Origin of the sequence: Rhodococcus sp. UNC363MFTsu5.1 (assembly GCF_000686785.1) — a bacterium.
Lineage (GTDB): Bacteria > Actinomycetota > Actinomycetes > Mycobacteriales > Mycobacteriaceae > Rhodococcus_G > Rhodococcus_G maanshanensis.
Genome location: NZ_JMLO01000004.1, coordinates 147,436 through 169,572 on the forward strand (window position 1 = coordinate 147,436; position 22,137 = coordinate 169,572).

Consider the following 22,137-nt stretch of genomic DNA (forward strand, 5'->3'; position numbering starts at 1 on the left):
AAGCGCCCCGGCGCCGCGCGGTGCGGGCGGGGTGCTGTCAGTGGTGGGGTGGTGGTGGGCCTAGGTGCGTGTCACCAGCGCGGTGTACACGCCGCCGAACTTGCGCACGCCCGGGTTGTAGTCGGGGCGCTTGGCGAACGCGGCCTTCTCGGACACGCTCACGCCGCCGGGCTGCCAGGCGAGCAGCTCGTCGCGCACCAGCGCGGCGAGGTCGCGGATCCGCTCGATCGTCGTCTCGTACAACTCGATGTCGAGATCGGCCGAGTCGGTGAGTGGCAGCCCGTTGAACGGCCGGTTCGTGGCAGGACTGGGGAGCCGCTGAATCAGGATGATCGGCAGCGACTCATCGAATCGCGGGGGGAGCTCGACGACAGTGCGGATGCTGAGCGCGGCCGGTAGGTGCGCGCACAGCATCGCCTCGACGTCGCGGTGCGTCACGGCTTGGTGCCGCGCCCGCGTCCGCTGGCCGGCGCCTCGTCGGCCGCGGTGTCGGCACCGGTCGCCGTATCGTCGGCCGACTCGGTGCCGCTGGTCGTGGGTGCCAGCTCGGCGGTCGTGGCCGTCTGCGATGCGACCGTGTCGGCGGTCTCGTACCGGGCCTGCCCGGACTGCACCAGGCGCGCGGCCTCCTCGTCCGACACGCGGGCGGTGGTGCCGTTCAGGCTCGAATCCCGCATGTTCGCGTACGTGATCTTGCGCATGGGTCTACCCCTCTCGCACGGCCCGGCCGAGAGCTCGGCGCCGCGTGGTCTCCGCGGTGCCGTATTCCTCGGCACCGCTGCTGGATTGGATGTTGGTGTAGGCGCGGCCCTTCGGCCGAACCCCGGAGTGCACGGTGATCTCGGCGGATCCGCCCTCGTCCTCGGTGATCCGGCGCGCGGCCGCCGCCTTGCGGCTGGCGACCTCGCGGATCCGCTGCTGCACGAGACGGTTCGCCATCACCTGCTCGAACACGCCCTTCGGTAGCCGCGCCATTAGCCCGACACCTTCTGCACCTCGACCTCGACGTGGTGCACCGCGCCCGGCACGATCGGATGCGGCCAGCGGCCGATGTCGCCGACGACCTCGAGCGTGCGGGCGGCCCACTTCACGCGGTCGGTCGAGAGCAGGTCGAGATCCGTTCCGGCCGGGGTGAAGATCCGCCAGTTCGTGGTGACGGTGACCGGGCGGGCGCCACCTTCGGTGGACCCGGCAGGCTGCACCGAGACGAGGAACGGAACGTCGATCTCGGCTGCGTTCGCCCAGTCCGCGATGGTGCTGTTGTAGCGGTCGGTGATGGTCGGTGCCCGCAGGATGACGATGGTCTCGGTGTACATCAGACCTCCCCGTCACCGAAGTACCAGCGCGGTTCGGCGCGCGTGGCGATGCCGAACAGTGCGCGCTGTGCCTCCGAGAACACGATCGTCGCGGCAGGGTTGAGGAGAGTCGCCGAGTCAGCGATCCCTCCGACGGTCATCGCGTACGACGACTTGCCGCGGTGGATGCCGGGCGTGAGCGCGTCGATCACCATCTCGACCGAAACCTGCTTGGCGATCTTCTGCCCTTCGGTGCTGGCCACCTGATCCGCCGGGACATTCCGGCGGATCAGGATCTCGGCCATCTCGAGCAGCGCGGTTGCGCGGGTCTGCTCGACAGGCGAGAGGGGGCGCCACTGTCCAGCGACTTCGGAGTGGTCCGCGTGTGCCATGGCGCCCCTTCCCGTCAGGCCTGACCGATGCGGGAGGTGACTTCCGCGTCGATCTCGGCCTTCGTCATGTCCTCGGCCGCCGCGCGGTCGATGCCGTTGGCGACGGCGTAGTCGACCCACACGGGCTTCGGCGCGACGTTGGCCGGGCGCGTCATCTGTGCGGCCGCCGACGCGGGCGGCGCGTTGTCGTCGCCGGCGGTGCCCTCGACACCGCCCGCCGGGATGCCGCCCTGACTGCCGTCGCCCTCGTCAGGGGTGCTGCCGCGCTGATCGTCGTCGGCACCATCGTCGCCGGGGTCGACGACGATCTCGTCGGGCCCGACCTCGGGCTGCACGATGTGCCGGACGGCGCCCGCCTTGAGCAGGCGCTGCGCCTCGGCCGCGGTGAGCTCGACAACGTCGCCGCGGCGAAACCGGCGGAAGTCCGTGGGTTGACCGGGCTTTGAGGTGATCTGGTCCCATTGCAGTGCGACGAGCAGGTATTCGCCGGCGGTTGCTTCGTGTACGGCTTCGTGTGCGGTCACGGTGTGGTCACCCCGGTGATCCAGCAGGCGGCGAGCGGCTCGTCGAGGCCCATCGCGCGCTTGCGGGTGGTGTCCGAGCGCCACGACTCGGTCGGGCCGCCGTTGGGGCCGTTGCCCTCGGCGTAGAGCCCGGTGGACTCGAGGCGCCGGGTGTCGCTGTAGAAGCCGGCGACTCCGCGCTGGATGACCAGCACGCGGTCCTTGGCCCACGCCCGTGAGCTGAGCGCGGCCATGCCGAGGACGTCCTTCGGTAGACGGCCGGTGTACGCGATCGACTCGGGGGCGAGCGAATCGGTGTACACCTTGAGGAAATCGTCGTTGTCCATGAGCACGGGCGCGATGGAGGACGGCAGGGCGACGGTGTCGGGCTCGAACCCGTACGCCTCGTCGTCATCCTGGACGCCGGTGCGCGAGGCCGAGCCGACGACCTCCATCGCGTTGGCGATGTCGTGGCGCGGCTTGCCGTTCGCGGTGTTCCACGCAGCCGACGCGGCGATGGACGGGATTGCGGGGTTCATCAGCAGCGCGCGCAGTGCGCGCTCGTCCGCCCGGATCATGGTGTTCGTCAGCTGCGTGATCTGACGGTTCACGTCGTCGACGCGGTTCTCGTCCTTCATCTCACGGGAGACGCGAACGCCCTTGCCCTTCTTGACGGCGACGGCGATCCGCGGGGTGCCAACCTGGCCGGCGCCGACGGGGATCTCGGAGAACTCGGCGATTTCCTCGACGTCGCTGCCGAGGTACAGCGGGGTGGACTCGCTGTATCCGACGAGGCTGCTGCCGTTGGATCCGGCGTTGCGCAGCAGCGTCTCGGAGATGAACTTGTTCTTGAGCAGGTCCATGATCTTCGTCGGAATCATCATCGGATTGCCGACGAGCTGCGACACGGTGATCGCGGGGCCGTCGCTGATGCTCAGCACGCTGGTAGTCATCTGTTGTCCTTTCGGGTGAGCTCAGAGGGTCCGCATGAGACCGGTGGCGTTGGCCGCAACTCCGGTCGGGGCGGTGCAGATACCGACGATCGTGCGAGCGTCGGGGGTGGCGCCGGCGGGTGTGACCTTGCCGCCTGCCGCGGCGATCAGGCGGTCGCCGAACACCGCGGCCGCGGCGTAGACGACGGGCGTTTCGATCCCGCCGTACGCGACAGCGACAACGCCGGGCAGCACCGCGGCGTTGAGCACCGGGCGGCCGTTGACGAGCACCGGCTCACCGGTGAACGTGTCGGGGTTCTGCGCGTCGGTCAGCGCGACGCCGAGCACCTTCGTGCTTCCGGCCGCGGCGACGCCGATCCGGCTCGCGGCTCGCGCCTCGACCAGCTGGCCGCCGAGGATCAGCTCCGCGGGGGTGAACGACTTCGGACCGGCCTTGGTGACCTGGGGAATGGCGCTCATTACAGGCTCCAGTTCTGGTAGACGGCGGACTCGCGGACGGCGGCCGCAGAGGCGGAAACGTCATCGCCCTGGCCGTGACCGACCTCGGCGAGCGGCACAGCCAGCTCGGACGGCAGGCCCTCGAGCAGGGCGGTGGTGCCCTCGGGGTCGGCTGACATCAGGGTCAGCCAGTGATCGCGGCGGGCCGGGGTGATCGCTCCGCGGCCGAGTGCGGCGTCGACGGCGCGTTCGCGGTCTTCACGCTCCTGCCGCGCGGCTGCGGCATCGCCACGGGACGCACGGGTTTCGAGCGAAGCGAGCACGTCGCGCTCGATGACGACGACGCCGTCGGGCAGACGCGACGCGGCGGCCGCGGTGCCAGCGCCAGCGCCAGCGGCGGCGTCGGGCGCGGTGGCGAGCTCCTCGACGGCCGTCACGATCGCGGCGGCGTCGGCGTCCTCAGCGAGACCGAGAGCCTCGCGGAGGGCGGTGATCTGCTCGTCGGTGAGTTCCACGGCAGAACCTCCTTCGGGTGTCCCGGCCGCCGCAGCGACTCGGGTTGTGGTGGATGCCGTCGGCGCGACGCCGAGGCGGGACTCGGTACGGCTGGCGTACCGAATGGTGTGAGCGGCAGACGCTGCGACCGCCGCATCTGCCGCGGGGTCGGCGGGGACGTCCTCGTACCGGACTACGACCGGGACCGCGTCACCGAACATGACGCCATCGGTGCCATCGCCCGAGACAGTGATCGGAACACGCGAACGCTGGCCGGTCGAGTCGTCGAGCACGATCAGCTCGAGCGGCTCGAGCTGCATCTCCTCGATCCACACCGACCAGGGCGCTTCGTCGTAGTAGGCGCGGCGGACGTCCTCAGTGGTGACGCCAGCCGCGACGGTTGTCGGGTTCGGATTGGGCATTGCTGACCCCTTCATCTGGACGGAGACAGCGATCCCGCTGTGCTCGCTACTGGCAGCGACGACGCCGTACATGACGCCGACGTCCTGCAGGGACTCGAGAGTGCCGATCGCGGGATGCTCGACACCGAGCAACGCGAGACCGGTCAGGACGAACGGGTGCACGTGGCCGAGCGCGCACGTGCTGTTCCAGCGGCCCTCGATCGACCGGTCGGGGAACGCGGACGCGATCACGGTGTGCCCGTTCGCGTCCGGGGTGGCAAGCCAGCCCGGCATACCGACGAGGTCACCCTTGAGCGCGCGGCCTTCGCTCACGGCCGCGAGGTTGTCGATCCACCCGACGGCGGGCTCGCCGTCGAATCGCGGGTCGGTGTGGCCGAGCTTGATGATCGGCCGCCGCACCGCGGGACAGTCCAGCGCAGCGACCGCGTACGCGAAGTCGTCGGCGGTGAACGTGTGGACGCCGGTGCTCGCCGACCACGTTCCGGCGTGCATCAGCTCGACATTCGGCAGGTGTGAGAGCGGCGGTGCCGCTGGGACGGGGAGGGGTGGTTCAGTGTCCGTCATGCTCACGCGACTCCTTCCTCGGCAGCTGGCGGGTCGGGCCGCGCGGCGGGGACGCCGATCATCTGACGGACGCTGATCTTGAGGGCCTCGTCGGGCTCGAGCAGTCCGGCCTGCACGAGCATGGCGAGCGCCGCCGCGGTCGCATCCTGGCGAGATCCGATCTCGTCGAACACGATCCGCGGTGCTGGCTCGTCCGGTCTGAAATTGATGTCGACGAGGTCCTCTACGATGTGCGCGTTCGCGATGTCGCTGATCGACTCGGCGAATGTCTGCACGGACTGCACGAACGTGTCATTGAGCACCGAAGCGAGGGAGTAGCTTCCGCCGCGGTCGAGGTTCAGGAAGTGCGCGAGACCGGCGAGCGCGATCTGCTTGTCGTGGTACTCGATCGACTGCTGCATGTCGGGCAGGTTTCCCTGCACGCCGAGCAGTGCGAGCTCTTGACCCTTGGCCAGTCCAACGCCCGAGGCCATGCCGCCGCGCAGGCCCGACGCGAGTTTCTGCATCTGATTGACCTCGACCTGGTCGCCCTCGTTTGCCGCGGTGCCGACCGGGATACCCATGCCGTTCCGCCGAGCGGTGGCGGCCTGAATCCGCATCATCTCGTCCTTGAGCAGCCAGTGCTTGTAGGCCGGACGGAGCAGCGAACTTCCGGTCCATACTCCGGGCTCGGGGTCACGGACGTAGGCCACGAGGCGCGACACCGGAATCTCGCGTTCCTCGATACCGGCGACCACCGTCCCGGCCCGAGCTGGCGGATTCTGCGTGATCGACTCGAGCCCGCCGTCGAGCGCGACGGTGATCTTGGCGATCGTCTTCTGCGGCCGCGGCGCGAGCTTGTGCAGGTGGAACCTTGCTGTGCGGCCCTCGCCGACGACGCGATAGCGCTGCTCGAAATAGCTGTGCCCGTAGGGCAGCATCAGCAGTGCCGCCTGCAGGTGTTGACCCCAGGAGAACCGGCCTTTCGATCGTGGGCGACCCACGGGCTCAGCCGAGGCGATCGGCAAACCGAGGTTGTCGGCGACGAAGGCGGTGACCTCGTCGCGGGCCCCGTTCGGGTCGATGCGCCACGCGGTGCGCCGGATCGGCAGGCCGATCGCCTGGATCACGGACGAGACCCGGCCGTCCTCCTTGAGCATCCGCGAATACGTGTGCACCGCCTGCGGCCACTGCAGTTCGGGCACGCGCTCGTCGTCGTCCCACTGCAGCCAGCCGTCAGCGCTGCCGTTGACGTAGCCGATCTCCGCGGTGGGTGCAGCGTGGTTGGTGTCGGCCATAGCTCACCCCTGTCTCTAGAACGCGGCAGTCAGCGCGTCGAAACTGTCGTCGTAGTCCTGTTGGTCGCGCGTGCCCGCGACCGGCGCGGCCGCCGGTGCGGTGATCGCGGCCGCGCCGTAAGTGACCAGCGCCCATCTCGCGAGCGTCGCGGCGATGAGCGCCGCGAGGTTGTCGTGAACGCTCCACGCCCAGTCGCCGGCCGGCAGTGTCCGCTTCACCGCGCCGGCCACCGCCTCCGTCAGGATCGGCTGCCCGGTGTGGCTGAGCGATCCGTCGACGGTGGCGTCGAGGAAGTCGCCGCACGCGGTGACCATCTGCGGCGCCGACGTCATGACGGGCTCGATCAGTGCGTCGAGTAGCGGCGCCTCGAGCACATTGGCCGGCGACTTCTTGTTGATGGCCAACGCGCATGGATCCCACAGCGTCACGAGATCGACGGTGTAGTCGATGAATTCGGATTGCGACGTTGCGCGGTAGTAGCCGATTTCGACATGGATCCGGCCGGCGGTCGTGCGTTGTGCCGCGGCGAGGATCCACCACTTTCGATCCATGGTGCGGTCGATGCCGATCCCGATCGGTCCGACGAGCTGCGGCGCGACGTCGGTCGTCGCTTCCCAGTGGTCTTGCTTGATCACCGAGAACAGCTCGGTCTCGGTTTTCAGGACGGGCCAGTCTCCGCGACCTAGCGCCTCGACGTCGAATCCCTTGCGGCCCGCCGGGGTCGCCAGGTTGTTCATGATGTCGAGGATCTTGTCGGCGGTCTGGATCACCCCGTAGGACGGGTTGGCGTAGCGCCAGGTCTCCTCGGCGTCGCGCGGCATCTCCTCGGGCGCCATGTACTCGGCGAAGTACAGCTTCGGTTCTCGCGCGAGCCCGCGCACGCGGACCGATGCGAGGACCTCGCCGTTCGCGTGCTGTTCCTGGTTCACTGCGCTGGACGCGAAGATCCGTTGCGGGTTCGTCGCAGCCATCTGCACGAAGGCCATCGCCGCCAGCTCGCCGTCGGTGAGGTTGTACGACTCGTCGTAGACGATCAGGTCGACGTCCGTCAGGCCGCGGCCGGTGTCGTTCGAGCGGGTGCCGAACGAAATCACCGCGCCGGACGCGAGTTCGATGATTCCCTCGCCCTGCGAGCAGTTCGCCTTGACGACACGCTTCTCCAGCCAGGGGCGGCCCTTGATCAGGGACCTCATCCGGCGCCACGCGTCGCGAGCGGTCTTCCACCGCTGCGCCGTGTAGATGATCGTCTCGTCGAGCTTGAACAGCCCGTACAGGCACCGCTGAATCAGGATCTCCGACTTGCCATTCTGTCGCGGGCAGATCAGGCAGCACGTGGGGTGGGTCCAGCGACCGGCCGGCGTCTTCGACAGGATCGCGTGCTGGGCATCGACCTGCCACGGCATCGCGATCGACCCGGCTCGTCGCCCCAGTTCGACGGCTTTCTCACCGTGCGTGGCGTCGCCGTCGAATACCGAAAGGTGGTGGGGCTCCTGGCGGCCGGTCAGCGTGGGGAAATCGTCACAGATCGTCGAGACCATCGGGGCCCTGCTCCGGTCCGGCCAAACCCTTCTGCCTGCGAACCTCCGCGATCAACTGCCGCAGCACGCTCGCCTGCTGCCGGGCCTCCTGCAGCGGCGAATCGACCCGGACCTCGAGCACGCCGTCGCGCCCAGCCGTCAGCCGCATCCAGAGCTCGTTGTCGCCCGACAGGACACGCTCGAGTTCGGCAAGACGGTCAGCGATCCGGCTGGCCTCGATGACCAGCACGCCGATCGCGAACGAATCCCCGTCGTCGGTGAGTGCCTCATGCAGCCGCGTCCCGGCGGCGCCGAATGTCTCTGTCACTGGGGCCACCTCCCCGCGATTGCTCGTAGCGTTTCCGGCCCCCTGTAAAAAAACTCCTGACTACCGGAATGGCAGTCAGGGACCCCACCCCCTCAGGAATATTGGGGGTGGGTCATGGCCAGGGCATTGCGCGGGTCCCGAGGGCCTCGTGCGCGGTCTTTGCGTCCTCGACGGGTTGGCCTGTGGCCGCGGGGCGTAGGTGGTCTCTCGCGCCGTCTCCGCGCTGGTTGTTGCAGGTCGAGTGGAGTAGTCGGTCAGCCTTGGTGCCGCCGTGTGCTCGTGCGAGTGAGTGGTCGGCGGCTAGTGGTCGCTCGTCCCAGTTGCGGGCAGCGTCGCGGTACATCTGTTGGTCGCACCACCAGCACAGCGTGCCGTCGGTGTGCGCGCGGAGTAGTCGGTCGCGTTGCTTCTGGTGTTCCCACCCGAGGCCCTTCGCAGTGGTGTTGCCGGCCATCTACGTGGGGTTGCGCCCGAACAGCTTCCGCGTCGGCGCTTCGTTGATGGTCAGATGTGCGATGTGCACGACGACCGGCTGTTCGGTGGTGGCCGGGCCGCGGCTGTCGATGGCGTCGGCGATCTCGCGGAGCACCTGGCCGGTGATGCCGGTGATCCATCGGACGAGTGGGTCCATGTGACCTCCTGAGGTTGGGTTCGCCTGCGCAGCTGCACCTCACCCGAACGGTGGGGTCGTGGGGGGCGCTTCGGTCCCGGTCGCACGTTCCGTAAGCCAGGTGTTGGGCTTCGTGTGCCAGGGTGACGTTGACGTGGGCGAAGTCTGATCCCCTGGGGTGGGGGAGGTTCGGAGCCCGGTCACCCGCGCCGTGAGCGCGAGGAAGGGTGACCGGGCCGCCCCGGCGCTGGCGAGCGGCCTGGGGCTCCCCTCGCGGTGCGCGAGGCTCCGCACCCGGGTGTGCGGGGTGCTGGGCGGCTCAGCGCAGGGCGTGGGGTGGATGGTGGGCAAGAATGCCGAAAGGAGCGGAGTTGTGGGTACAACTCTCGCTCCTGCCGGCGCCAGCCTAGCATCCGGGCTTGGTCAGTCCGTTGGTTGACGCCACGCCTGCTGGTAGTCGGGGTGATCGGAGTAGGCGGCGGCGATCGCCTCGGCTGAGCCTGGTCTGAGCGATTGCGGCTGTACGCTCCCCCGCACGGCAGACGGCGATTTGAAAGTGTTCACCAGCTGGTCGGGCGACTTCGCGCGAGAGGTCACACGCGTGATCCGTGACTGGCTTCCCCAGATGCTCGACCGAGTGGACCCCTGGATGTCCGACACTGACATCCAGGCAGGCACCAGAGCGCTGCAGGTGATCGAGGACCGCCTCAACAACAGCGAGTTCGGCATCATTGTCGTCACCACCGAAAACCAGCACAGTACCTGGCTGAACTTCGAGGCCGGCGCATTGTCCAAACGGTTCGAAGGCCGGACCTCCCGCGTGGTCCCGGTGCTGGTCAACTTCGACTCCTTCTACCAGATCGAGGGCCCCATTCGTCAGTTCCAGGGCATCATGCTGACTAGGAAGCCCGAGACGGAGGAAGCCGGTGCCGAACGCGCGGTCGACAAAGAAAGCGTCCGCGAACTCCTCAAGGCCGTAAGCGATGTCGCCGGGACCAACTGGCCCATGGTCGAGACACGATTCGAGTGGTCATGGCCAGATTTCGAGTCCGCTATCACGGAGGCGATGAAGCTTGCAGGGGTACAACCCCCTGCGCCAGAGGTGACTGACACCGCCCTGCTCAAAGAACTCCTCGACAAGGTGGACGGGCTGGAACGGCATGTGAGAGCGCCCCGCCCGCGGTTTACCAGGCCCCAGGAACCGGTCGCTGATCCCGTCGCCGATTCGACGCCGAAAGAGCTGTTTGCACAGCAGTCTGCTCGGGCCCGTACCCACGTCGAAGCGACTCTGAAGCATTACGGGATCGAGTACACCGGCCTTGTGTTCGTGCGCACCGGAGACGGGGGAGTCCGGGCGAAGGTCTCTTTGCCTGCGGTCGAGATGAGTCATGAGTACGTCACCAAGCTGGGGGCTGTGGAGAACGACCTGGCGGAGCTGGGGATCGGGGTCAAGTTCGCGACGCAGTAGGGCCCTCGACGGCGGTCATCCGGTCATCCTGCTACGTCGGGGTGTGGCGTTGTAGAGAGTGAGCGCGGCCGCGAGGCTGTACGTGGTGGCGCCTGTGCCGGGGTCGTCGTCGACGGCCTCGAGCTTGCCCCGGCGAATCCAGTTCCGCACCCGCTCATACGGCACGGTGTCGCCGACCTCAACGGACAGTGCGGTCGCGAGTTCGCGTGCGGTGTAGGCGCGCTCGAGCAATCCGTCGTGCAGCTTGGATTTCATCGCGGGGATGTCGCAAGCGATGCCGCAGGCGCGGCAGGTGTAGGTGTCGGTGCCGCGGCGAACGTAGACGCCAGCGCAGGTGACGGTGGGCTGGGCGGGGCTCTGGCAGGGTCCGGCGAACTCTCGGCCGCCGGGGGTGTCGATGGCAGACTTGGCGCGCTTCCATGCGTCGGTGATCTCGTCGACGGCGGTTGGGGCCTGCTCTGTGAGGGCGAGGTCGATGAGGTGTCCGTCGAGCCATCCGGCGAAGTGTGAGGCGCGGCCTTCGCCCGGCCACGGCAGCTGCCGCTCTGTGCACACGTGGTAGGTCCACGCGCGGAGGGTACCGAAAAGGTCGTGAGCGACGTCGGATGCGTTGAGGTCGAACACGTCGGCCGGGTCGTCGTTCTGGCCGTGCCGGGTGGCCTGGCCGCTGCCGAACGCGGTCTGCCGCGTGATGGCGTTGTCGAGTTCGTCGACGAGCCAGTCGCGGATCTCACCGAGGCGGGTCGAGAGCAGGCTGCGGGCGGAGCGGTCGAGGTAGAAGTGGTCGGTGTCGGTGATCATCGGTCGGCCGCCTTCGGGAGGGTGGGGGCGTCGAGTTTCGCGCCGCAGTTCCGACAACGGACGGGGCCCGGGCCGGACGACGAGGTGTGGCGGCCGCTTCGGGTCCAGCACTGGCCGGGTGGGATCGGCGACGGCATGCGCGTGGGCTTGGGGGTGTCGGTCATTTGATCGCTCCGTTCAGGTGTTGGGCGGCGCCGGCGAGTGCGACGTCGTAGGCGCTGCGGGCGTGGCGGAGCTGGCCGCTGCCGATGCGGTGCTGCCAGCCGTCTCCGCGCCGTTCGGCCGCGGAGACGAGCGTGGCCGGGTACTCGCCGAGTGGGCGGGATCCGTTGCGGCTCGGCCGCACCTGCACCGGATGGGCGTGCGGGTCGAACGCGAGGACCGCGCCGAGCACCGCGGCGGTGGCGAGGAGTGCGGAGGGGTCGACGGCGGCGCGGCCCTTCATGTGCCAGCTCGGCCGCACCACGTCTTCGACGGCGAGCACGGGCAGCGAGTAGTGCATCTGGCTGTCGTTGGGGCTGGGGTACATCTCGGCGATCGCGTTGAGCACGTCGGCGATGTAGGGCTGCGCGATCGGCAGCATCTTCTCGGCGGCGTTCTCGACGGTGCGGTGGGCGATGACGTCTCGGCCGTCGATCAGGCACAGGCCGGTCGAGCGGCCGCCCGGGTCGACGCCGAGCACGGTAAGTGTGGGGTTTGGCATGTCGGTCTCCTGGTATCGGCTGGGCGGGTCAGAACGGGGGTTCGTCGTTGCTGCCGCCGAACCCACCGGACTGCGGGGCACTGCCCCACGGGTCATCTGCCTGGCCGCGGCTTCCGCGGTCCTGGTTGCCCGCGTACCCGCCGCCGCTGCCGCCGCCGGAGCGCTGGGCCTTGTTGACCTTCGCGGTGGCGTACTTGAGCGAGGGGCCGATCTCGTCGACCTCCAACTCCATGACGGTGCGCTTCTCGCCCTCACGCGTCTCGTACGACCGCTGTTTCAGCCGACCCGACACGATGACGCGGGACCCGCGGGTGAGGGACTCAGCGATGTTCTCGGCCATCTCACGCCACGCGTTGCAGCGCATGAACAGCGCGGCCCCGTCCTTCCACTCGTTGGCGTTCTTGTCGAACGACCGCGGGGTCGACGCGACCGTGAAGTTCGCGACCGCGGCCCCGGCCGGGGTGAAACGGAGCTCCGGATCGGCCGTCAGATTGCCGATGATCGTGAGTGTGGTGTCGCCTGCCATCAGATTGCTTCCTTCGCTGTGATGTCCCGCGGCTGTGGATAACTCGGACCCTGCTCGCGCGGAAGGGATTGGTTTCTATTGGTTTCGGAAGGACTGGGCGGTACTGGAGTACCGCCTTTGAGGTACTGGGGTACCGCCTTTGCGGACGGGAGTACCGCCTTTGCATCGAACAAAGCCGGTACTCCCGTCCCGCCTGTGGATGAATTGCTAACAGCCTGTGGATCATTCAAAGGCGGTACCTCGGTCCCGCCTTTCGGGTCAGTCCATGCCGTCATGAACGGGACGCGGAACGTCGTCGCGCGCCCCTTGTGAGCGAACACGGGAGATCCCGACGCGGCGAACGAGATCGGCAGACGCGGGTCGAGATTGCACTTCGCGAGGCGCTGCAGAACCTTCCGCAGACCGTCCTCGGAGACACCCACCCGGGCGGCCAGTTCGCCCGAGGTCCGCCAGCACACCCGCTGATCGACGTCCGCCCACTCGGCGAGCGCGACGAGCACGAGACGCTCTGACGGGCCGAGCTGCGGCGGCGCGCCGTCGAGCACTTCCTTCACCAACTGCCACGCCACGCCGCCGCACCTCCTTCCTTCTCGCCCCGATTGGGCCTGACCTCAACATCACTCGCTGTCGTGCTCGCCTGGTCGGCCCTCTCGGGCGGCGAGCCGGGCCCGCATAGCGGCCTCATCGACGAGAACCTCCCGGGCGCGGGACACACCGCCAGCACCCGAGTCGACGATCCCGAGCGCGGCGAGGTCGTCGAGCAGCTCCTGCGCGCGGGCGAACCCGATGTTCAACTTGCGCTGCAGCATCGACCCCGATCCGAGCCGAGCGGCGACGACCAGCTCGGCGGCCGCGGCCACCAGGTCGCGCGACTCGGCGGCCGGCGGCGCATCCATGGTCGGGTCGAGCGGCGGCTGCTCGACCGGCTCGGACTTGGCGGCCTTCTTCTCGTCCGGAAACACCGGGGCGCCGACGAACACGCCACCCCGGTACTCGGCTAGCCAGGACAGGTCGAGCTCGTCCGGCCGCTCGAGGTGCACATCGGTGTTCGGCTGTTCCGGGTCGTCGTGATCCCACGCCCTCAGCGGAGCGACCGCCCCGACCCACCGCTCCCCGATCTGGGCGCGGTGAATCTGGTTCGAGTGCGTCTCGAACAGGTGCAGAGCCTCCTTGCGGCGGGTCGCGATCTGCAGCAGCGTCGCGAGAGCGCCCGGCGCCCACGTGGTCCGCGGCGTCGAGGGCAGGTCGTCGCCCCGCTCATCGCGCGGGGTCGGCAACGGCGGGCCGGCGAGGATCCGCCATAGCCGGTCGCCCGGCCACGGCTCGAGGTCGCCGACCTGGAACTCGACGCGGGCGCCGTCGTCGAACAGCGTCGCCGTCTCGACCACGGTCACTGTGTCGCCGTCGAGGGAGACGTCGACCGCGTGGAGCTTGTCGCCCTTGCCGAGCCGCTTGAGCGCGCCGATCACGAGGTCGCAGCTCGCGGTCGGCCAGATCATCGGCGGTAGCTCGCCCGTGCACTGGGTCCAGGTGTGGCCGAGCACGGCGCCGTTCGTCGAGGTTCCGACGAGCAGGGTGGTGTCGCCGGGCTCGTCGCCGTCCGGGCCGCGCACGGTGCGCAGGTGCACGCCGCGGACGTCGGACGCGGTTGCGACGAGGTCGGTGAGCAGGTCGACGAGCGCCTTCGTTCCGATCGTGATGGCCATGTCAGCGGCCCTTTCTCGTGGTGCGCGGGTTGTGGCGGTGCTGGTTCGCCTTCGGGCAGCTCGCGAAGTGGCTGCGGTAGAGCTGGATTCCGGCGGCGCGCATGCCCTCGGCCTGGCCGCGGCCAACGACGCGGGCGGTCGGCGGGTCCGAGAACGTGACGTGCACGTTCCCGTCGGCGCGGGGCTCGACTTCGACGGGCATCTGTTCGTCGCCCGGGGTGGTCGCGAAGAAGATCGGCGCCTCGCAGGAGGTGCAGAACCTTGCTCGGGTGGTCATCGCGTCTGCTCCGTTCTCAGATCGAGGTTGTCGGGGTGGGTGGGGATCGGGTCGGGGCTGGACCTGTAGCGCACGAGCACCATTCGGCCCGCCACCCCCGCGATCCGGCCGTGCTCGGTGATCTCGCGGGTGGCGGGGCTGCGGTAGGCGACCAGTTCGCCGCGGTTGTCGCGGGCCTGGGCGAGGGTGATGGCCATCAGGCCACCGCCAGGGACTCGGCGACCGCGGCGACGAGGTCGCGGGCGTTGGGCGGGCAGACCGCGTTTCCGGCCTGCCGGACCTGCTCGCGCTTGTTGCCGAGGATCTTGTATCCCGGGGTGAACGCCATACCGGCCGCGATCTCGTGGGGCTCGAGCATCCGGAACAGGCAGTCTTCGACCTTCGGCTGCTCCCATGTGGTGAGTGACTGGCCGCCGGTCGTGGTGAGCGTGCGTAGCTCCTCGCCGATCGGCGTCGACATCTCGGCGCCGTCGCCGCGGCTGCCGTTGTGGCGCGTGACCATCGCGTGGTGCAGCCCTGCGGCCGCGAAGGTGTCGAACGGGTCGCCGACGGACTTCGGGGTGTTGTTCGCGCGCAGCGGCACCACGAACGCGGTCTCGTTCCGGGTGGTCATGGTGCGCAGCGACTCGCCCGCGGTGCGCGCCTCCTTGCCGTCGCGGCCCTCGACCGGGACGAGCAGCGCCTTGGACGGCGTCGTGTGCAGCGTCTTGAGCACGTCGTCGGTGGACCAGGTCCGCACGCCCGGGCGCCGCTCGAAGGTGTTCCCCGCGACCTCGGCAGTGAACGGGCCCGCGAACTTCGCGAGCCCGGCCTCGATGCGCGCCATCGTCTTCGGCGCGAGCGGCTTCGCGCGGCCGCCGATCCGCTCGCCGCGCAGTGACCAGTCGATCGCGGCCGCCGCGGGCAGCCAGCCCGGCTCGACGATCCCGTTGCGGCACGCGACCTTCGGGCAGCGCCACACGTACTGGGCGCGGTACCGGCCCCAGCGGGTCGGCTTCTTCCAGGCCTGCATCGCGGTCACGACCTCGTCGCACGAGGGGCAGTAGGCGCGCGGTCGGGTCCAGCGCTCGAGGTCCGGCGTGCGGTTCCCCTTGCGCCAGAACACCACGTACATGCGGTCCCGGGACTGCGGCGCCGGGTCGCCGGCCGCCTTCGCGTGCATCGAGTTCAGGTAGACGATGTGGTGGTCGTAGCCGAGGCGATCCATCGCGTCGAGCCAGGACGGGAACATGATCCACTTCGCGGCGTCGACCACGTTCTCGGTGATGATCGCCGCGTACTGGTGCCGCTCGGCGAACCGCGGTACGTCCCACATCGTCGCCCGGGACCGTTCGGCCGCCGTGTCGGGCAGCACCTCGCCGAACAGGTCCGGCGTGGCGTCGGCGTTCCGCTTGCGCCCCTTGGCCTGCGAGTGGTTGGTGCACTCGGGCGACGCCCAGAGGATGTCAGTGGTCGGGAACAGCCGCGGGTCGACCTGCGAGATGTCGGCACACGCGTGGTCGGTGTTCGGGTGGTTGGTGTTGTGGGTCTCGATCGCCAGCGGCCAGTGGTTCGCGGCCATCCGCACCGAGACGCCGGGCACGGCGGTGGCGCCGGTGCTGGATCCGCCAGCGCCACAGAAGAGATCGGTCATTGTCAGCATCAGGCACCGCCCTCAGCTGGCGCGGCCGCGGCCTTCTCCGCGTCGCGCAGCGCTAGACCGCGCACCATGACGAGGTCGCGCAGCGTCGTCGGCTCGCCCTCGGCGTTGGTCGTCGGCGCGCCGAGCATCAGCTGCCCCTCGAGCTCGCGGTGCAAGGCGAGCATCGACGCGGCCGTGTGGTCGTCAGCCAGCACGCGGTCCCGGCACTCGGCGACGGTCGGGCGCTCGACGCCGTCCTCGAGCCACTCGCGGACCTGCTCGGCGAGGGCCAAACCCGGCTCGTCGATGACGGCGTGCGCGAGCGTCGGCATCCGCGTCTTGCTGACAGTCAGTGTGTTGCCGAGGTCGAGGTCACCGACGATGTCGAACTCGTACTCGATGCCGTCGCGCTGGATCGGTTTCAGCCCGACCTTGCGCGGCACCTTCTTCCCGCGCTCGTCTACCTCGACGACGTACTCGACCTTGGACCGCATCGTGACGATCACGTGCCCGGGGTACGCGAGCAGCGCGTCGATCATGCGGCGCTCGTCGGGCCGGGCCTCCTTCCAGCCAGAGAAGCTGTTGCCGCTCTTGGCGCGCTGGTCGACCTGCTCGAGCATCCCGTCGACGCCCTCCCAGTAGTGCGACCACGAGTCGAGGAGCAGCACGTCGTACGACTGCCCGGCCGCGGAGCCGAGGATCTCGACCAGCGAGGCAGGCGAGTAGCGGACCGCGTTGTGGCGGTCGAACTGCCATCCGTTGACACCGACGTACTTCGACGCGGTGCCGCGCTCGGTGTCGACGACGACGACGCGCTTCCCGAGGCCGAACGCGAGCGCGAGGCCGGTGTACGTCTTGCCGGACCCGGGCGGACCGCACAGCGCGATGCGGGCTTTCGCTTCGTCCTTCGTTGCGGGCTCGAATGCGATCACGGGGAAACCTCCATTCCTTGAATGCCCGAGTCGGGCGGCAGGTGGTCGTACAGGATTCGGTCGGTCTTGGGGTCGATCCACGTGTCGACGACCGGGACCGGGACCCACCAGTACGTCCCGTCGGCGTCGCGCCCAGCGGGGAGGACGCTGCAGTCGATGTACTGCGGGTGAACCCGGCCGGGGCGGGTGCGGCGGATGTAGACGCCGGTCGGCCGTCGCGGCGGCGCGGCGAGCCCAGTGAGGGTGTCGGGCATCGACCACGACCCGGACAGTGGCGCGCGGGGAGACTCGTTCACGCGCCACCGTCCTCGATCGCGAGGAGCTCGCCGAGGTCGAGCAGGTCGCGCCGCCACAGCTCGGGGATCGTGGTCGGCACGGTGGCCGCATTCGGGCGCACCTGCAGGACTGAGGTGCCCGTCACCGGCTCGACACCGTCCGGGACGGGGCCTTCGCCGCGGCCGGCGAGCACGAGCACCTCGTTGAGCCACTGAGGCGACGGCCTGCGGACCTCGGTGACCAGGTGCGGTGCGTGCTCGCGCAGCACCTCGGCGACCGCGGCCGAGTCACCGAACTGGTACTCGGTGACGTGGTTCTCGCCCATGTTCTCGAGTGCCCACGCCTCGTGTGCCAGGCGGTCGACGACAGCGAGTTCGGTGGTCGGGTCGGTCTTGATGACGGCGCCGAGCTTCACCTTCTCGCCGTCGATCTCGACGTGGACGGTGATGCGGTCGCCCTCGTCCATGCCGCTGTGCAGCGCGCCGCGGCGCCCGTCGGTCTCGGCCTTGATCATCTTCTGCAGCTGGCCGAGCGCGATCAGGTGCAGCGCGGTGGTCTTCTGGTCAGTCATGGTCACTCCCGAAGTTCTGGTCATTGATGAGGTGGTGGTCGCGGAGCTGGTCGTAGGCGCGGTCCACGGCGCCGTCGTCGGTGCCCGGGTCGGCGGTCAGGTCTTCGATGTCCTCGCGGATGTCGTCGACCGGGTGCGACGCCCGGTAGGCGGGCAGCCACTCCTCGGGGTCGCGGGTGCCGCGCCGGTAGCCGTCGATGAACAGGCGGCCGTTCTCGACCGTGATCACGGTCTTGTTGTGGCCGTCGATGAACTCGCTCATCACGCACCCCCGGCCGCGAAATAGAAGGCAGCGCCGAACGTTCCGCCGGTGGCGTACATCCACAGCATCTCGGCGGACAGCAGGTGCACCTTGAGCCATTGCCAGTACTCGAAGGCGTTCACGCGACCACCCCCGCCGCGATGCGTAGAGCGGCCGACTTCGCGACCCGGTCGTGCATCAAGATCGACCCGGCCACCGAGACGTTCAGCGACCAGTCGGCCGGCGTCGGGATCTGCACGACGTAGTGGCACAGGTCGAGCACTCGCTCGGGCAGCCCGTGGTCCTCGGCGCCGAGCAGGTACATCGCTCGGTCCGGGTGCACGAAGTCGGTCAGCGGCACGGCGCGCGCGTCGAGCTCGACGCCGACGATCGGGCACCGGTGCGGCACATGGCGGATCAGGTCGTCGATGTCGTCGTAGTGGTGCAGCGGCACCGACAGCGGCGTCTTGCAGGTGTCGGATGCCTGCGGCTCGTAGCGGGCGCCGATGGTGGCGAGCAGCGACGCGTTGTAGGTGAAGGCGGACCGCCACAGCGTGCCGACGTTGACCTCGTGCTTGGGGTGGTAGACGGCGACGCCGAAGAACCCGGTCACGCTGCCACCTCGATCCGATCGACGGGCATGAGGACGGTCGCGATGCCGTTGATCCCGATCACGGCCGGGTACCAGCCGCGGTAGAAGGCGGCCGTCCGTGCGGTGTCGACCTCGGTCTCGGCCATCAACTCGAACAGGTCGCCGGTGGTGATCCACTGGTCGGGATCGTTGAAGTCGGCGGGCGCGCCCTCGGTGCTGGACAGTCCGAGCAGTAGGTTGCCGCCGCCGAACTCCCCGCCGCGCTGGGTGACGCCCTCCTCGGGATCGCGGTGCATGTGGATCGACACAGTGCGCATCACGCGGCCACCAGCCATCCGGCGCGCACGCCGGAGCGCTCCGCGTGCTTGGTGAACTTCTCCGAGAAGTCGGCGGCGATGAAGATCGCGACCGGTACGCCGCGGTGGTGCTGGGCGCGGCGCTTCGGGGGGAGCGCGAGACCTTCGCGCTCGTAGATGGATTCGACGGTGATGGTGTTCTTCACGGTGGGTCTCCTGAATTTGGGTGCAGTGGGTCGGCGCAGGTGGTGGCCTGCGCTGACACTGGGAAGTGGTGGGAGCTAAGGGATCAGGTGCTGCAGGATCCAGCCGATACCGACGAGGACGAACGCCAGGACGGAGGTGGACGCAACGAGGACTCGGCGCACGATCACCGGACCTTGTGGCGGACGGCGGCCTGTGCGTCTGCGCACGCCCGGTCGGCCGCCATCTGCTCAGCGACCACGCGGGCCGACCGCAGTCGGGCCTCAGCGAGATCGGAGATCGCGGCCTCGTAGGTGTCGCGCGCCCGGTCGACGCGAGCCTGTGCCCGCTGGACCGCGGCCACGGTCGCGAAGACCATGGCGCGCAGATCGTCGTGCGTGAGAGGCACTGGCCGTTGCGCGCCGGCGGTGGCCTTCCTCTCCATGCACTGCTGTGCGGCCGACCATGTGGTGAACGGGCCGCCGATCTCGACCCACCGGCCGGTGACAAACTCCTCGACCATGTACACGTGCGCGTCCTCGCGCCCCGGCCTGGCGTTGACCCGGTAGGAAGTCATGCCGCCACCAGCCGAAGCAGCGCCCGCGTCGCAGCGGCGACAGCGTCCCGCTGGAACTCGAGGACTGCGTCGGCTGCAGACAGGACGATGACGGCCGGGTAGATCAACCACGGACTGCGGGTCACATCGCCACCTCGATCCGGCGTCGAGCGATGAAAGCGTCGAGATCTGTTTGGCTAATCCGCACCCACCGAGGCGGCGTTCCGAGCCGGACGTGGGGGACCTCGCCGGCGCGGTACATGCGCTGCACCGTCTTCGTCGATACCCCGAGGTGTCCAGCGGCCTGGGCGACGGTCAGCAGTCGCACGTTCATGCGGCCCCCCCGTAGTACTTGGCCCACACTGCATCGAGCAGCGGTCGATCGGATTCCGTGTAAGCGTTCACGTTCCGAACCTGGCCAGTCGCCGTCTCGAGTGGGTACTGCTTTGGGTCCTTGCCGTACTCGAGCACGTACGCGGCTTTGATCCGCTTCCCGAACACCGGTGACATCGACTTGATCTCGGTGCGGTCGAGCCCCTTCTCCTCGAGGTATGTCTGCGCATACAAGGGCGTGGTTGCCGTGTCCAACTCGGGGGCGTCGCCGAGACCGCGGGCCAGGACGATCCGAGCCTTCGCCTCAAGATGGCCGGGGTCGATCAGCCCCTGTGCGGTCTGGATGAGGCGGAGCCTTGCTGCGGCCAGGTCGATCACATCGGCGAGCCCACGTTCAGCGACCTCCGCCTGACGAGTGCGGATAGCGAAGTAGGCCTGCGCCGCGGCGATCGCCATCTTGCGGGGATCCCCGTTCATCACGACGAGGTACGCACCGAAGCGGGACAGCTCGAAGTCCTCAACCTCCCGTCGGCCGCCCTTGCCGAGTTCGATCATCTTGACGGCGTCGACAAAATGATCCTGAGGTGCGGATCCGCTGTTCTGGCATGCGATCTTGGCGCGTTCGACCGCGGCGGCAAAGTTACGCCACGTCTCGTACTCGGTCAGCTGTACGAGCTTGCGGGCCGACCAGAATTCGGTTCCATCGGATCGCACCTCGCGTGCATCGTCAAACGGCGAGGCCCCACCCGTAGGTGCGACTGCCGTACCATTGGCCTCTGACATGTGGATTCCTTTCGTGTCACTGGCCGTCAGCTGTTGCAGCAGCTGACGGCTTCTTCATGCGGGCACTGCATCGCATTCGGCAACGGCGAATAGCGATTCGAACGGGACTCGGAACGTGAGGACCGCTCCGGCTATGAAGGCCGCTGACGGGCTCGCGCCGTCTTTGATGCGCCGGAGCGTGGCGCGATCGCAACCAATGGCTCTGGCGGTCGTTGATTCATTGAGCGCGTGTAGGGCTTGCAGCCTTTCGAGCGCCGCTGTGTTGAGGGTGATGCGTGGCATGTCGTGGTGTTCACCTCCTCGGCGTGGTTACAACAGTAACCACCGTGGCGAGAATCTGCAACATGCAATTACCCGGATGTCGCTCCTGTGGACGTAAGTCGCTGGTGAGGGCGGTTGCGGGTGTTGCAAATTTGCACCACACTGGGGAGTGTGGAAACCACCCCCGCGCAGAGATGGGTCGACTCCGTCAGCAACGGGGCATCCCTTCGGTCGCTCGCGTCAGCCTTAGAGATCAACCACGTGACGGTTCGGCGGCGGATTGAAGCAAGGGACCCTGCGCTTGCGGTCGACATTGCGCACCACTTCGGTGCTGATCCGATCGACGGACTCATAGCGTTCGGGGTCATCAGCGCGGAGGAGGCGAGTCGTGGCGGTGTCCAGGCCGCGTTGCTGGACGCGACTGACCTCCAGCTAGCCGAAGAGATGGTGCGGCGGATTCGCGAGGGTTCACGTAACGACGAGCCATTGACGGATCCTCCGGTGACGGATCCTCTGGCGACGGATCCTCTGGTGACGGATCCTTCGGCGGCGGCCCCTCCTGGGGATGAGGCGGGGAATCGGTCAGGCGGTACCGCCGCGACGAAATCCGTGAGTGACGACCCGCTGGCCATGATGGCTAAGGCCGGTCCAGGTATCTATGCAAACCAGAGCAGTCGAAACAGGGGGAAGGTGCGGGGGTGAATCTGCCCAACTGGACGAGTGAGGGCCTGTTGCCATCAGGGTGCCACCCCGCCGACCTTGCAGAGTTGCACGAGCGGTGCGTGGAAGATGCGCCCGATCGGCAGCATCGCGAGGCAATGTTCACTGCGATTCGGGTCTTCCATCAGGCTGCCAGGAAGACCGTGGGTGCTGGCCGACTGTGGATCACCGGGCACATCGTTACCAGGCGCGATGACGCGCCCTGTGACGCCTCGGTGCTCATCCTGCCCGATGACTGGAACAGACTCCTCGACCTCGACGAGCAGGAGCGAGGGCAGCTCTATTCGCTCCTTACCTTGCAGGATGTTGTTGTCGGTCCCCCCATCTACCTTGGCCTTGAACATGTGAAGCCAGTCGCATCAATGCTCGACGGGTTCCTCTGCTTCCCGGGTCACGAAGATGACTGGCATGAGACATGGTCAGCTGTGAAGGGCCACGATGGCCAGGTATTTGAAGGCATCGAAAAGGGATATGTGGAGGTGTCGCTGTGAGTAGA

The 22,137-nt window shown here is 68.4% G+C and carries 36 protein-coding genes; 3 read left to right on the forward strand and 33 right to left on the reverse strand.

Going from position 1 to position 22,137, the window contains the following annotated elements; genetic code table 11:
- Nucleotides 1-60: 60 nt before the first annotated feature.
- From BR31_RS0107450 to BR31_RS31420, 13 genes are all read right to left on the reverse strand, one after another.
- A complete protein-coding gene (locus BR31_RS0107450) occupies nt 61-438 on the reverse strand; it encodes a hypothetical protein (protein WP_027500406.1) in 378 nt (125 codons plus the stop codon).
- Complete coding sequence (locus BR31_RS0107455; RefSeq protein ID WP_027500407.1) at nt 435-701, reverse strand: hypothetical protein; 267 nt, start codon at nt 699-701, stop codon at nt 435-437. The genes BR31_RS0107450 and BR31_RS0107455 overlap by 4 nt, the downstream gene beginning before the upstream one ends.
- 4 nt (nt 702-705) lie before the next feature.
- Nucleotides 706-975, reverse strand: a complete 270-nt coding sequence (locus tag BR31_RS0107460) for a hypothetical protein (RefSeq protein WP_027500408.1) — start codon at nt 973-975, stop codon at nt 706-708.
- On the reverse strand, nt 975-1,316 hold the full coding sequence (locus BR31_RS0107465) for a hypothetical protein (RefSeq protein WP_037175874.1): 342 nt from the start codon (nt 1,314-1,316) through the stop codon (nt 975-977). Before BR31_RS0107465 ends, BR31_RS0107460 begins: the two co-directional genes overlap by 1 nt.
- Entirely contained in the window at nt 1,316-1,687 is a 372-nt protein-coding gene (locus tag BR31_RS0107470) for a hypothetical protein (RefSeq protein WP_027500410.1), read from the reverse strand. The genes BR31_RS0107465 and BR31_RS0107470 overlap by 1 nt, the downstream gene beginning before the upstream one ends.
- Before the next feature lie 14 nt (nt 1,688-1,701).
- Complete coding sequence (locus tag BR31_RS0107475; RefSeq protein ID WP_027500411.1) at nt 1,702-2,211, reverse strand: hypothetical protein; 510 nt, start codon at nt 2,209-2,211, stop codon at nt 1,702-1,704.
- Nucleotides 2,208-3,143 carry a phage major capsid protein gene (locus BR31_RS0107480; RefSeq protein WP_027500412.1) on the reverse strand — a complete coding sequence of 312 codons (936 nt, stop codon included), beginning with the start codon at nt 3,141-3,143 and terminating at the stop codon, nt 2,208-2,210. Before BR31_RS0107480 ends, BR31_RS0107475 begins: the two co-directional genes overlap by 4 nt.
- Nucleotides 3,144-3,164: 21 nt before the next feature.
- Nucleotides 3,165-3,602 (reverse strand): hypothetical protein, encoded by a 438-nt coding sequence (locus tag BR31_RS0107485; protein ID WP_027500413.1) that lies wholly within the window; start codon nt 3,600-3,602, stop codon nt 3,165-3,167.
- Nucleotides 3,602-5,062, reverse strand: coding sequence for a phage protease (locus BR31_RS30505; protein WP_027500414.1), 1,461 nt, complete (start codon nt 5,060-5,062; stop codon nt 3,602-3,604). Before BR31_RS30505 ends, BR31_RS0107485 begins: the two co-directional genes overlap by 1 nt.
- 2 nt (nt 5,063-5,064) lie before the next feature.
- Nucleotides 5,065-6,339 (reverse strand): phage portal protein family protein, encoded by a 1,275-nt coding sequence (locus tag BR31_RS27810; RefSeq protein WP_051637054.1) that lies wholly within the window; start codon nt 6,337-6,339, stop codon nt 5,065-5,067.
- A 15-nt stretch (nt 6,340-6,354) separates the two neighbouring features.
- On the reverse strand, nt 6,355-7,878 hold the full coding sequence (locus BR31_RS0107500) for a hypothetical protein (protein WP_027500415.1): 1,524 nt from the start codon (nt 7,876-7,878) through the stop codon (nt 6,355-6,357).
- Entirely contained in the window at nt 7,859-8,185 is a 327-nt protein-coding gene (locus BR31_RS0107505; RefSeq protein WP_231496402.1) for a hypothetical protein, read from the reverse strand. Before BR31_RS0107505 ends, BR31_RS0107500 begins: the two co-directional genes overlap by 20 nt.
- A gap of 454 nt (nt 8,186-8,639) precedes the next feature.
- A complete protein-coding gene (locus tag BR31_RS31420; RefSeq protein ID WP_156042393.1) occupies nt 8,640-8,816 on the reverse strand; it encodes a hypothetical protein in 177 nt (58 codons plus the stop codon).
- 535 nt (nt 8,817-9,351) lie between these two features.
- Between BR31_RS31420 and BR31_RS30510 the strand changes: the two genes are divergently transcribed.
- Nucleotides 9,352-10,263, forward strand: coding sequence for a TIR domain-containing protein (locus BR31_RS30510; protein ID WP_027500417.1), 912 nt, complete (start codon nt 9,352-9,354; stop codon nt 10,261-10,263).
- Between the two features lie 15 nt (nt 10,264-10,278).
- On the opposite strand, the gene BR31_RS0107520 is transcribed toward BR31_RS30510, so the two are convergent.
- The 20 genes from BR31_RS0107520 to BR31_RS31830 form a co-directional block, all read right to left on the reverse strand.
- Nucleotides 10,279-11,064 (reverse strand): hypothetical protein, encoded by a 786-nt coding sequence (locus BR31_RS0107520; protein ID WP_027500418.1) that lies wholly within the window; start codon nt 11,062-11,064, stop codon nt 10,279-10,281.
- 160 nt (nt 11,065-11,224) lie between these two features.
- Nucleotides 11,225-11,767, reverse strand: coding sequence for a hypothetical protein (locus tag BR31_RS0107525; RefSeq protein WP_156042394.1), 543 nt, complete (start codon nt 11,765-11,767; stop codon nt 11,225-11,227).
- Nucleotides 11,768-11,795: 28 nt separating this feature from the next.
- Nucleotides 11,796-12,293: a single-stranded DNA-binding protein gene (locus tag BR31_RS0107530; RefSeq protein ID WP_027500420.1), complete on the reverse strand. Its 498-nt coding sequence runs from the start codon at nt 12,291-12,293 to the stop codon at nt 11,796-11,798.
- On the reverse strand, nt 12,293-12,862 hold the full coding sequence (locus tag BR31_RS31425) for a helix-turn-helix domain-containing protein (RefSeq protein ID WP_156042395.1): 570 nt from the start codon (nt 12,860-12,862) through the stop codon (nt 12,293-12,295). The genes BR31_RS0107530 and BR31_RS31425 overlap by 1 nt, the downstream gene beginning before the upstream one ends.
- 48 nt (nt 12,863-12,910) lie before the next feature.
- Complete coding sequence (locus BR31_RS27820) at nt 12,911-13,999, reverse strand: DNA translocase FtsK (protein WP_051637055.1); 1,089 nt, start codon at nt 13,997-13,999, stop codon at nt 12,911-12,913.
- A 1-nt stretch (nt 14,000) separates the two neighbouring features.
- Nucleotides 14,001-14,276 (reverse strand): hypothetical protein, encoded by a 276-nt coding sequence (locus BR31_RS0107545; RefSeq protein WP_027500422.1) that lies wholly within the window; start codon nt 14,274-14,276, stop codon nt 14,001-14,003.
- Nucleotides 14,273-14,473, reverse strand: a complete 201-nt coding sequence (locus BR31_RS0107550) for a hypothetical protein (protein ID WP_027500423.1) — start codon at nt 14,471-14,473, stop codon at nt 14,273-14,275. Before BR31_RS0107550 ends, BR31_RS0107545 begins: the two co-directional genes overlap by 4 nt.
- Complete coding sequence (locus tag BR31_RS0107555) at nt 14,473-15,918, reverse strand: DNA cytosine methyltransferase (RefSeq protein WP_027500424.1); 1,446 nt, start codon at nt 15,916-15,918, stop codon at nt 14,473-14,475. Before BR31_RS0107555 ends, BR31_RS0107550 begins: the two co-directional genes overlap by 1 nt.
- Nucleotides 15,918-16,829 (reverse strand): ATP-binding protein, encoded by a 912-nt coding sequence (locus BR31_RS0107560; RefSeq protein WP_027500425.1) that lies wholly within the window; start codon nt 16,827-16,829, stop codon nt 15,918-15,920. Before BR31_RS0107560 ends, BR31_RS0107555 begins: the two co-directional genes overlap by 1 nt.
- Nucleotides 16,826-17,125: a hypothetical protein gene (locus BR31_RS32115; protein ID WP_231496403.1), complete on the reverse strand. Its 300-nt coding sequence runs from the start codon at nt 17,123-17,125 to the stop codon at nt 16,826-16,828. The genes BR31_RS0107560 and BR31_RS32115 overlap by 4 nt, the downstream gene beginning before the upstream one ends.
- Nucleotides 17,122-17,676 carry a hypothetical protein gene (locus BR31_RS0107570; RefSeq protein WP_027500427.1) on the reverse strand — a complete coding sequence of 185 codons (555 nt, stop codon included), beginning with the start codon at nt 17,674-17,676 and terminating at the stop codon, nt 17,122-17,124. Before BR31_RS0107570 ends, BR31_RS32115 begins: the two co-directional genes overlap by 4 nt.
- Nucleotides 17,669-17,938: a hypothetical protein gene (locus tag BR31_RS0107575; RefSeq protein WP_156042396.1), complete on the reverse strand. Its 270-nt coding sequence runs from the start codon at nt 17,936-17,938 to the stop codon at nt 17,669-17,671. Before BR31_RS0107575 ends, BR31_RS0107570 begins: the two co-directional genes overlap by 8 nt.
- Complete coding sequence (locus BR31_RS32375) at nt 17,938-18,060, reverse strand: hypothetical protein (protein ID WP_269321313.1); 123 nt, start codon at nt 18,058-18,060, stop codon at nt 17,938-17,940. The genes BR31_RS0107575 and BR31_RS32375 overlap by 1 nt, the downstream gene beginning before the upstream one ends.
- Nucleotides 18,057-18,530: an RNA methyltransferase gene (locus tag BR31_RS0107585; protein ID WP_027500429.1), complete on the reverse strand. Its 474-nt coding sequence runs from the start codon at nt 18,528-18,530 to the stop codon at nt 18,057-18,059. The genes BR31_RS32375 and BR31_RS0107585 overlap by 4 nt, the downstream gene beginning before the upstream one ends.
- The gene (locus BR31_RS0107590) at nt 18,527-18,826 is read right to left on the reverse strand and encodes a hypothetical protein (RefSeq protein ID WP_027500430.1); all 300 of its coding nucleotides are present in this window, start codon (nt 18,824-18,826) and stop codon (nt 18,527-18,529) included. Before BR31_RS0107590 ends, BR31_RS0107585 begins: the two co-directional genes overlap by 4 nt.
- Nucleotides 18,826-19,011 (reverse strand): hypothetical protein, encoded by a 186-nt coding sequence (locus tag BR31_RS0107595; RefSeq protein ID WP_027500431.1) that lies wholly within the window; start codon nt 19,009-19,011, stop codon nt 18,826-18,828. Before BR31_RS0107595 ends, BR31_RS0107590 begins: the two co-directional genes overlap by 1 nt.
- 164 nt (nt 19,012-19,175) lie before the next feature.
- Nucleotides 19,176-19,565 carry a hypothetical protein gene (locus BR31_RS0107605; protein WP_027500432.1) on the reverse strand — a complete coding sequence of 130 codons (390 nt, stop codon included), beginning with the start codon at nt 19,563-19,565 and terminating at the stop codon, nt 19,176-19,178.
- Nucleotides 19,562-19,690: a hypothetical protein gene (locus tag BR31_RS32380; protein ID WP_269321314.1), complete on the reverse strand. Its 129-nt coding sequence runs from the start codon at nt 19,688-19,690 to the stop codon at nt 19,562-19,564. Before BR31_RS32380 ends, BR31_RS0107605 begins: the two co-directional genes overlap by 4 nt.
- The gene (locus BR31_RS32575) at nt 19,687-19,878 is read right to left on the reverse strand and encodes a helix-turn-helix domain-containing protein (protein WP_027500433.1); all 192 of its coding nucleotides are present in this window, start codon (nt 19,876-19,878) and stop codon (nt 19,687-19,689) included. The genes BR31_RS32380 and BR31_RS32575 overlap by 4 nt, the downstream gene beginning before the upstream one ends.
- Complete coding sequence (locus BR31_RS31830) at nt 19,875-20,591, reverse strand: hypothetical protein (protein ID WP_051637056.1); 717 nt, start codon at nt 20,589-20,591, stop codon at nt 19,875-19,877. Before BR31_RS31830 ends, BR31_RS32575 begins: the two co-directional genes overlap by 4 nt.
- A 501-nt stretch (nt 20,592-21,092) precedes the next feature.
- On the opposite strand from BR31_RS31830, the gene BR31_RS31430 reads away from it, so the two are divergent.
- Both BR31_RS31430 and BR31_RS0107635 read left to right on the forward strand, forming a co-directional pair.
- Nucleotides 21,093-21,623, forward strand: a complete 531-nt coding sequence (locus BR31_RS31430) for a hypothetical protein (protein ID WP_156042397.1) — start codon at nt 21,093-21,095, stop codon at nt 21,621-21,623.
- Nucleotides 21,620-22,132, forward strand: a complete 513-nt coding sequence (locus BR31_RS0107635) for a DUF6932 family protein (protein WP_027500435.1) — start codon at nt 21,620-21,622, stop codon at nt 22,130-22,132. The genes BR31_RS31430 and BR31_RS0107635 overlap by 4 nt, the downstream gene beginning before the upstream one ends.
- Nucleotides 22,133-22,137: the final 5 nt, after the last annotated feature.

What these genes read in the sequence shown, in the direction of transcription:
- BR31_RS0107455 (WP_027500407.1), bottom strand. Translation starts at nt 701, where the DNA reads ATGCGCAAGATCACGTACGCGAACATGCGGGATTCGAGCCTGAACGGC.
- BR31_RS0107460 (WP_027500408.1), bottom strand. Translation starts at nt 975, where the DNA reads ATGGCGCGGCTACCGAAGGGCGTGTTCGAGCAGGTGATGGCGAACCGT.
- BR31_RS0107465 (WP_037175874.1), bottom strand. Translation starts at nt 1,316, where the DNA reads ATGTACACCGAGACCATCGTCATCCTGCGGGCACCGACCATCACCGAC.
- BR31_RS0107470 (WP_027500410.1), bottom strand. Translation starts at nt 1,687, where the DNA reads ATGGCACACGCGGACCACTCCGAAGTCGCTGGACAGTGGCGCCCCCTC.
- BR31_RS0107480 (WP_027500412.1), bottom strand. Translation starts at nt 3,143, where the DNA reads ATGACTACCAGCGTGCTGAGCATCAGCGACGGCCCCGCGATCACCGTG.
- BR31_RS0107485 (WP_027500413.1), bottom strand. Translation starts at nt 3,602, where the DNA reads ATGAGCGCCATTCCCCAGGTCACCAAGGCCGGTCCGAAGTCGTTCACC.
- BR31_RS30505 (WP_027500414.1), bottom strand. Translation starts at nt 5,062, where the DNA reads ATGACGGACACTGAACCACCCCTCCCCGTCCCAGCGGCACCGCCGCTC.
- BR31_RS27810 (WP_051637054.1), bottom strand. Translation starts at nt 6,339, where the DNA reads ATGGCCGACACCAACCACGCTGCACCCACCGCGGAGATCGGCTACGTC.
- BR31_RS0107500 (WP_027500415.1), bottom strand. Translation starts at nt 7,878, where the DNA reads ATGGTCTCGACGATCTGTGACGATTTCCCCACGCTGACCGGCCGCCAG.
- BR31_RS31420 (WP_156042393.1), bottom strand. Translation starts at nt 8,816, where the DNA reads ATGGACCCACTCGTCCGATGGATCACCGGCATCACCGGCCAGGTGCTC.
- BR31_RS0107520 (WP_027500418.1), bottom strand. Translation starts at nt 11,064, where the DNA reads ATGATCACCGACACCGACCACTTCTACCTCGACCGCTCCGCCCGCAGC.
- BR31_RS0107525 (WP_156042394.1), bottom strand. Translation starts at nt 11,767, where the DNA reads ATGCCAAACCCCACACTTACCGTGCTCGGCGTCGACCCGGGCGGCCGC.
- BR31_RS0107530 (WP_027500420.1), bottom strand. Translation starts at nt 12,293, where the DNA reads ATGGCAGGCGACACCACACTCACGATCATCGGCAATCTGACGGCCGAT.
- BR31_RS27820 (WP_051637055.1), bottom strand. Translation starts at nt 13,999, where the DNA reads ATGGCCATCACGATCGGAACGAAGGCGCTCGTCGACCTGCTCACCGAC.
- BR31_RS0107545 (WP_027500422.1), bottom strand. Translation starts at nt 14,276, where the DNA reads ATGACCACCCGAGCAAGGTTCTGCACCTCCTGCGAGGCGCCGATCTTC.
- BR31_RS0107550 (WP_027500423.1), bottom strand. Translation starts at nt 14,473, where the DNA reads ATGGCCATCACCCTCGCCCAGGCCCGCGACAACCGCGGCGAACTGGTC.
- BR31_RS0107555 (WP_027500424.1), bottom strand. Translation starts at nt 15,918, where the DNA reads ATGCTGACAATGACCGATCTCTTCTGTGGCGCTGGCGGATCCAGCACC.
- BR31_RS0107570 (WP_027500427.1), bottom strand. Translation starts at nt 17,676, where the DNA reads ATGACTGACCAGAAGACCACCGCGCTGCACCTGATCGCGCTCGGCCAG.
- BR31_RS0107575 (WP_156042396.1), bottom strand. Translation starts at nt 17,938, where the DNA reads ATGAGCGAGTTCATCGACGGCCACAACAAGACCGTGATCACGGTCGAG.
- BR31_RS0107590 (WP_027500430.1), bottom strand. Translation starts at nt 18,826, where the DNA reads ATGCGCACTGTGTCGATCCACATGCACCGCGATCCCGAGGAGGGCGTC.
- BR31_RS0107605 (WP_027500432.1), bottom strand. Translation starts at nt 19,565, where the DNA reads ATGACTTCCTACCGGGTCAACGCCAGGCCGGGGCGCGAGGACGCGCAC.
- BR31_RS32575 (WP_027500433.1), bottom strand. Translation starts at nt 19,878, where the DNA reads ATGAACGTGCGACTGCTGACCGTCGCCCAGGCCGCTGGACACCTCGGG.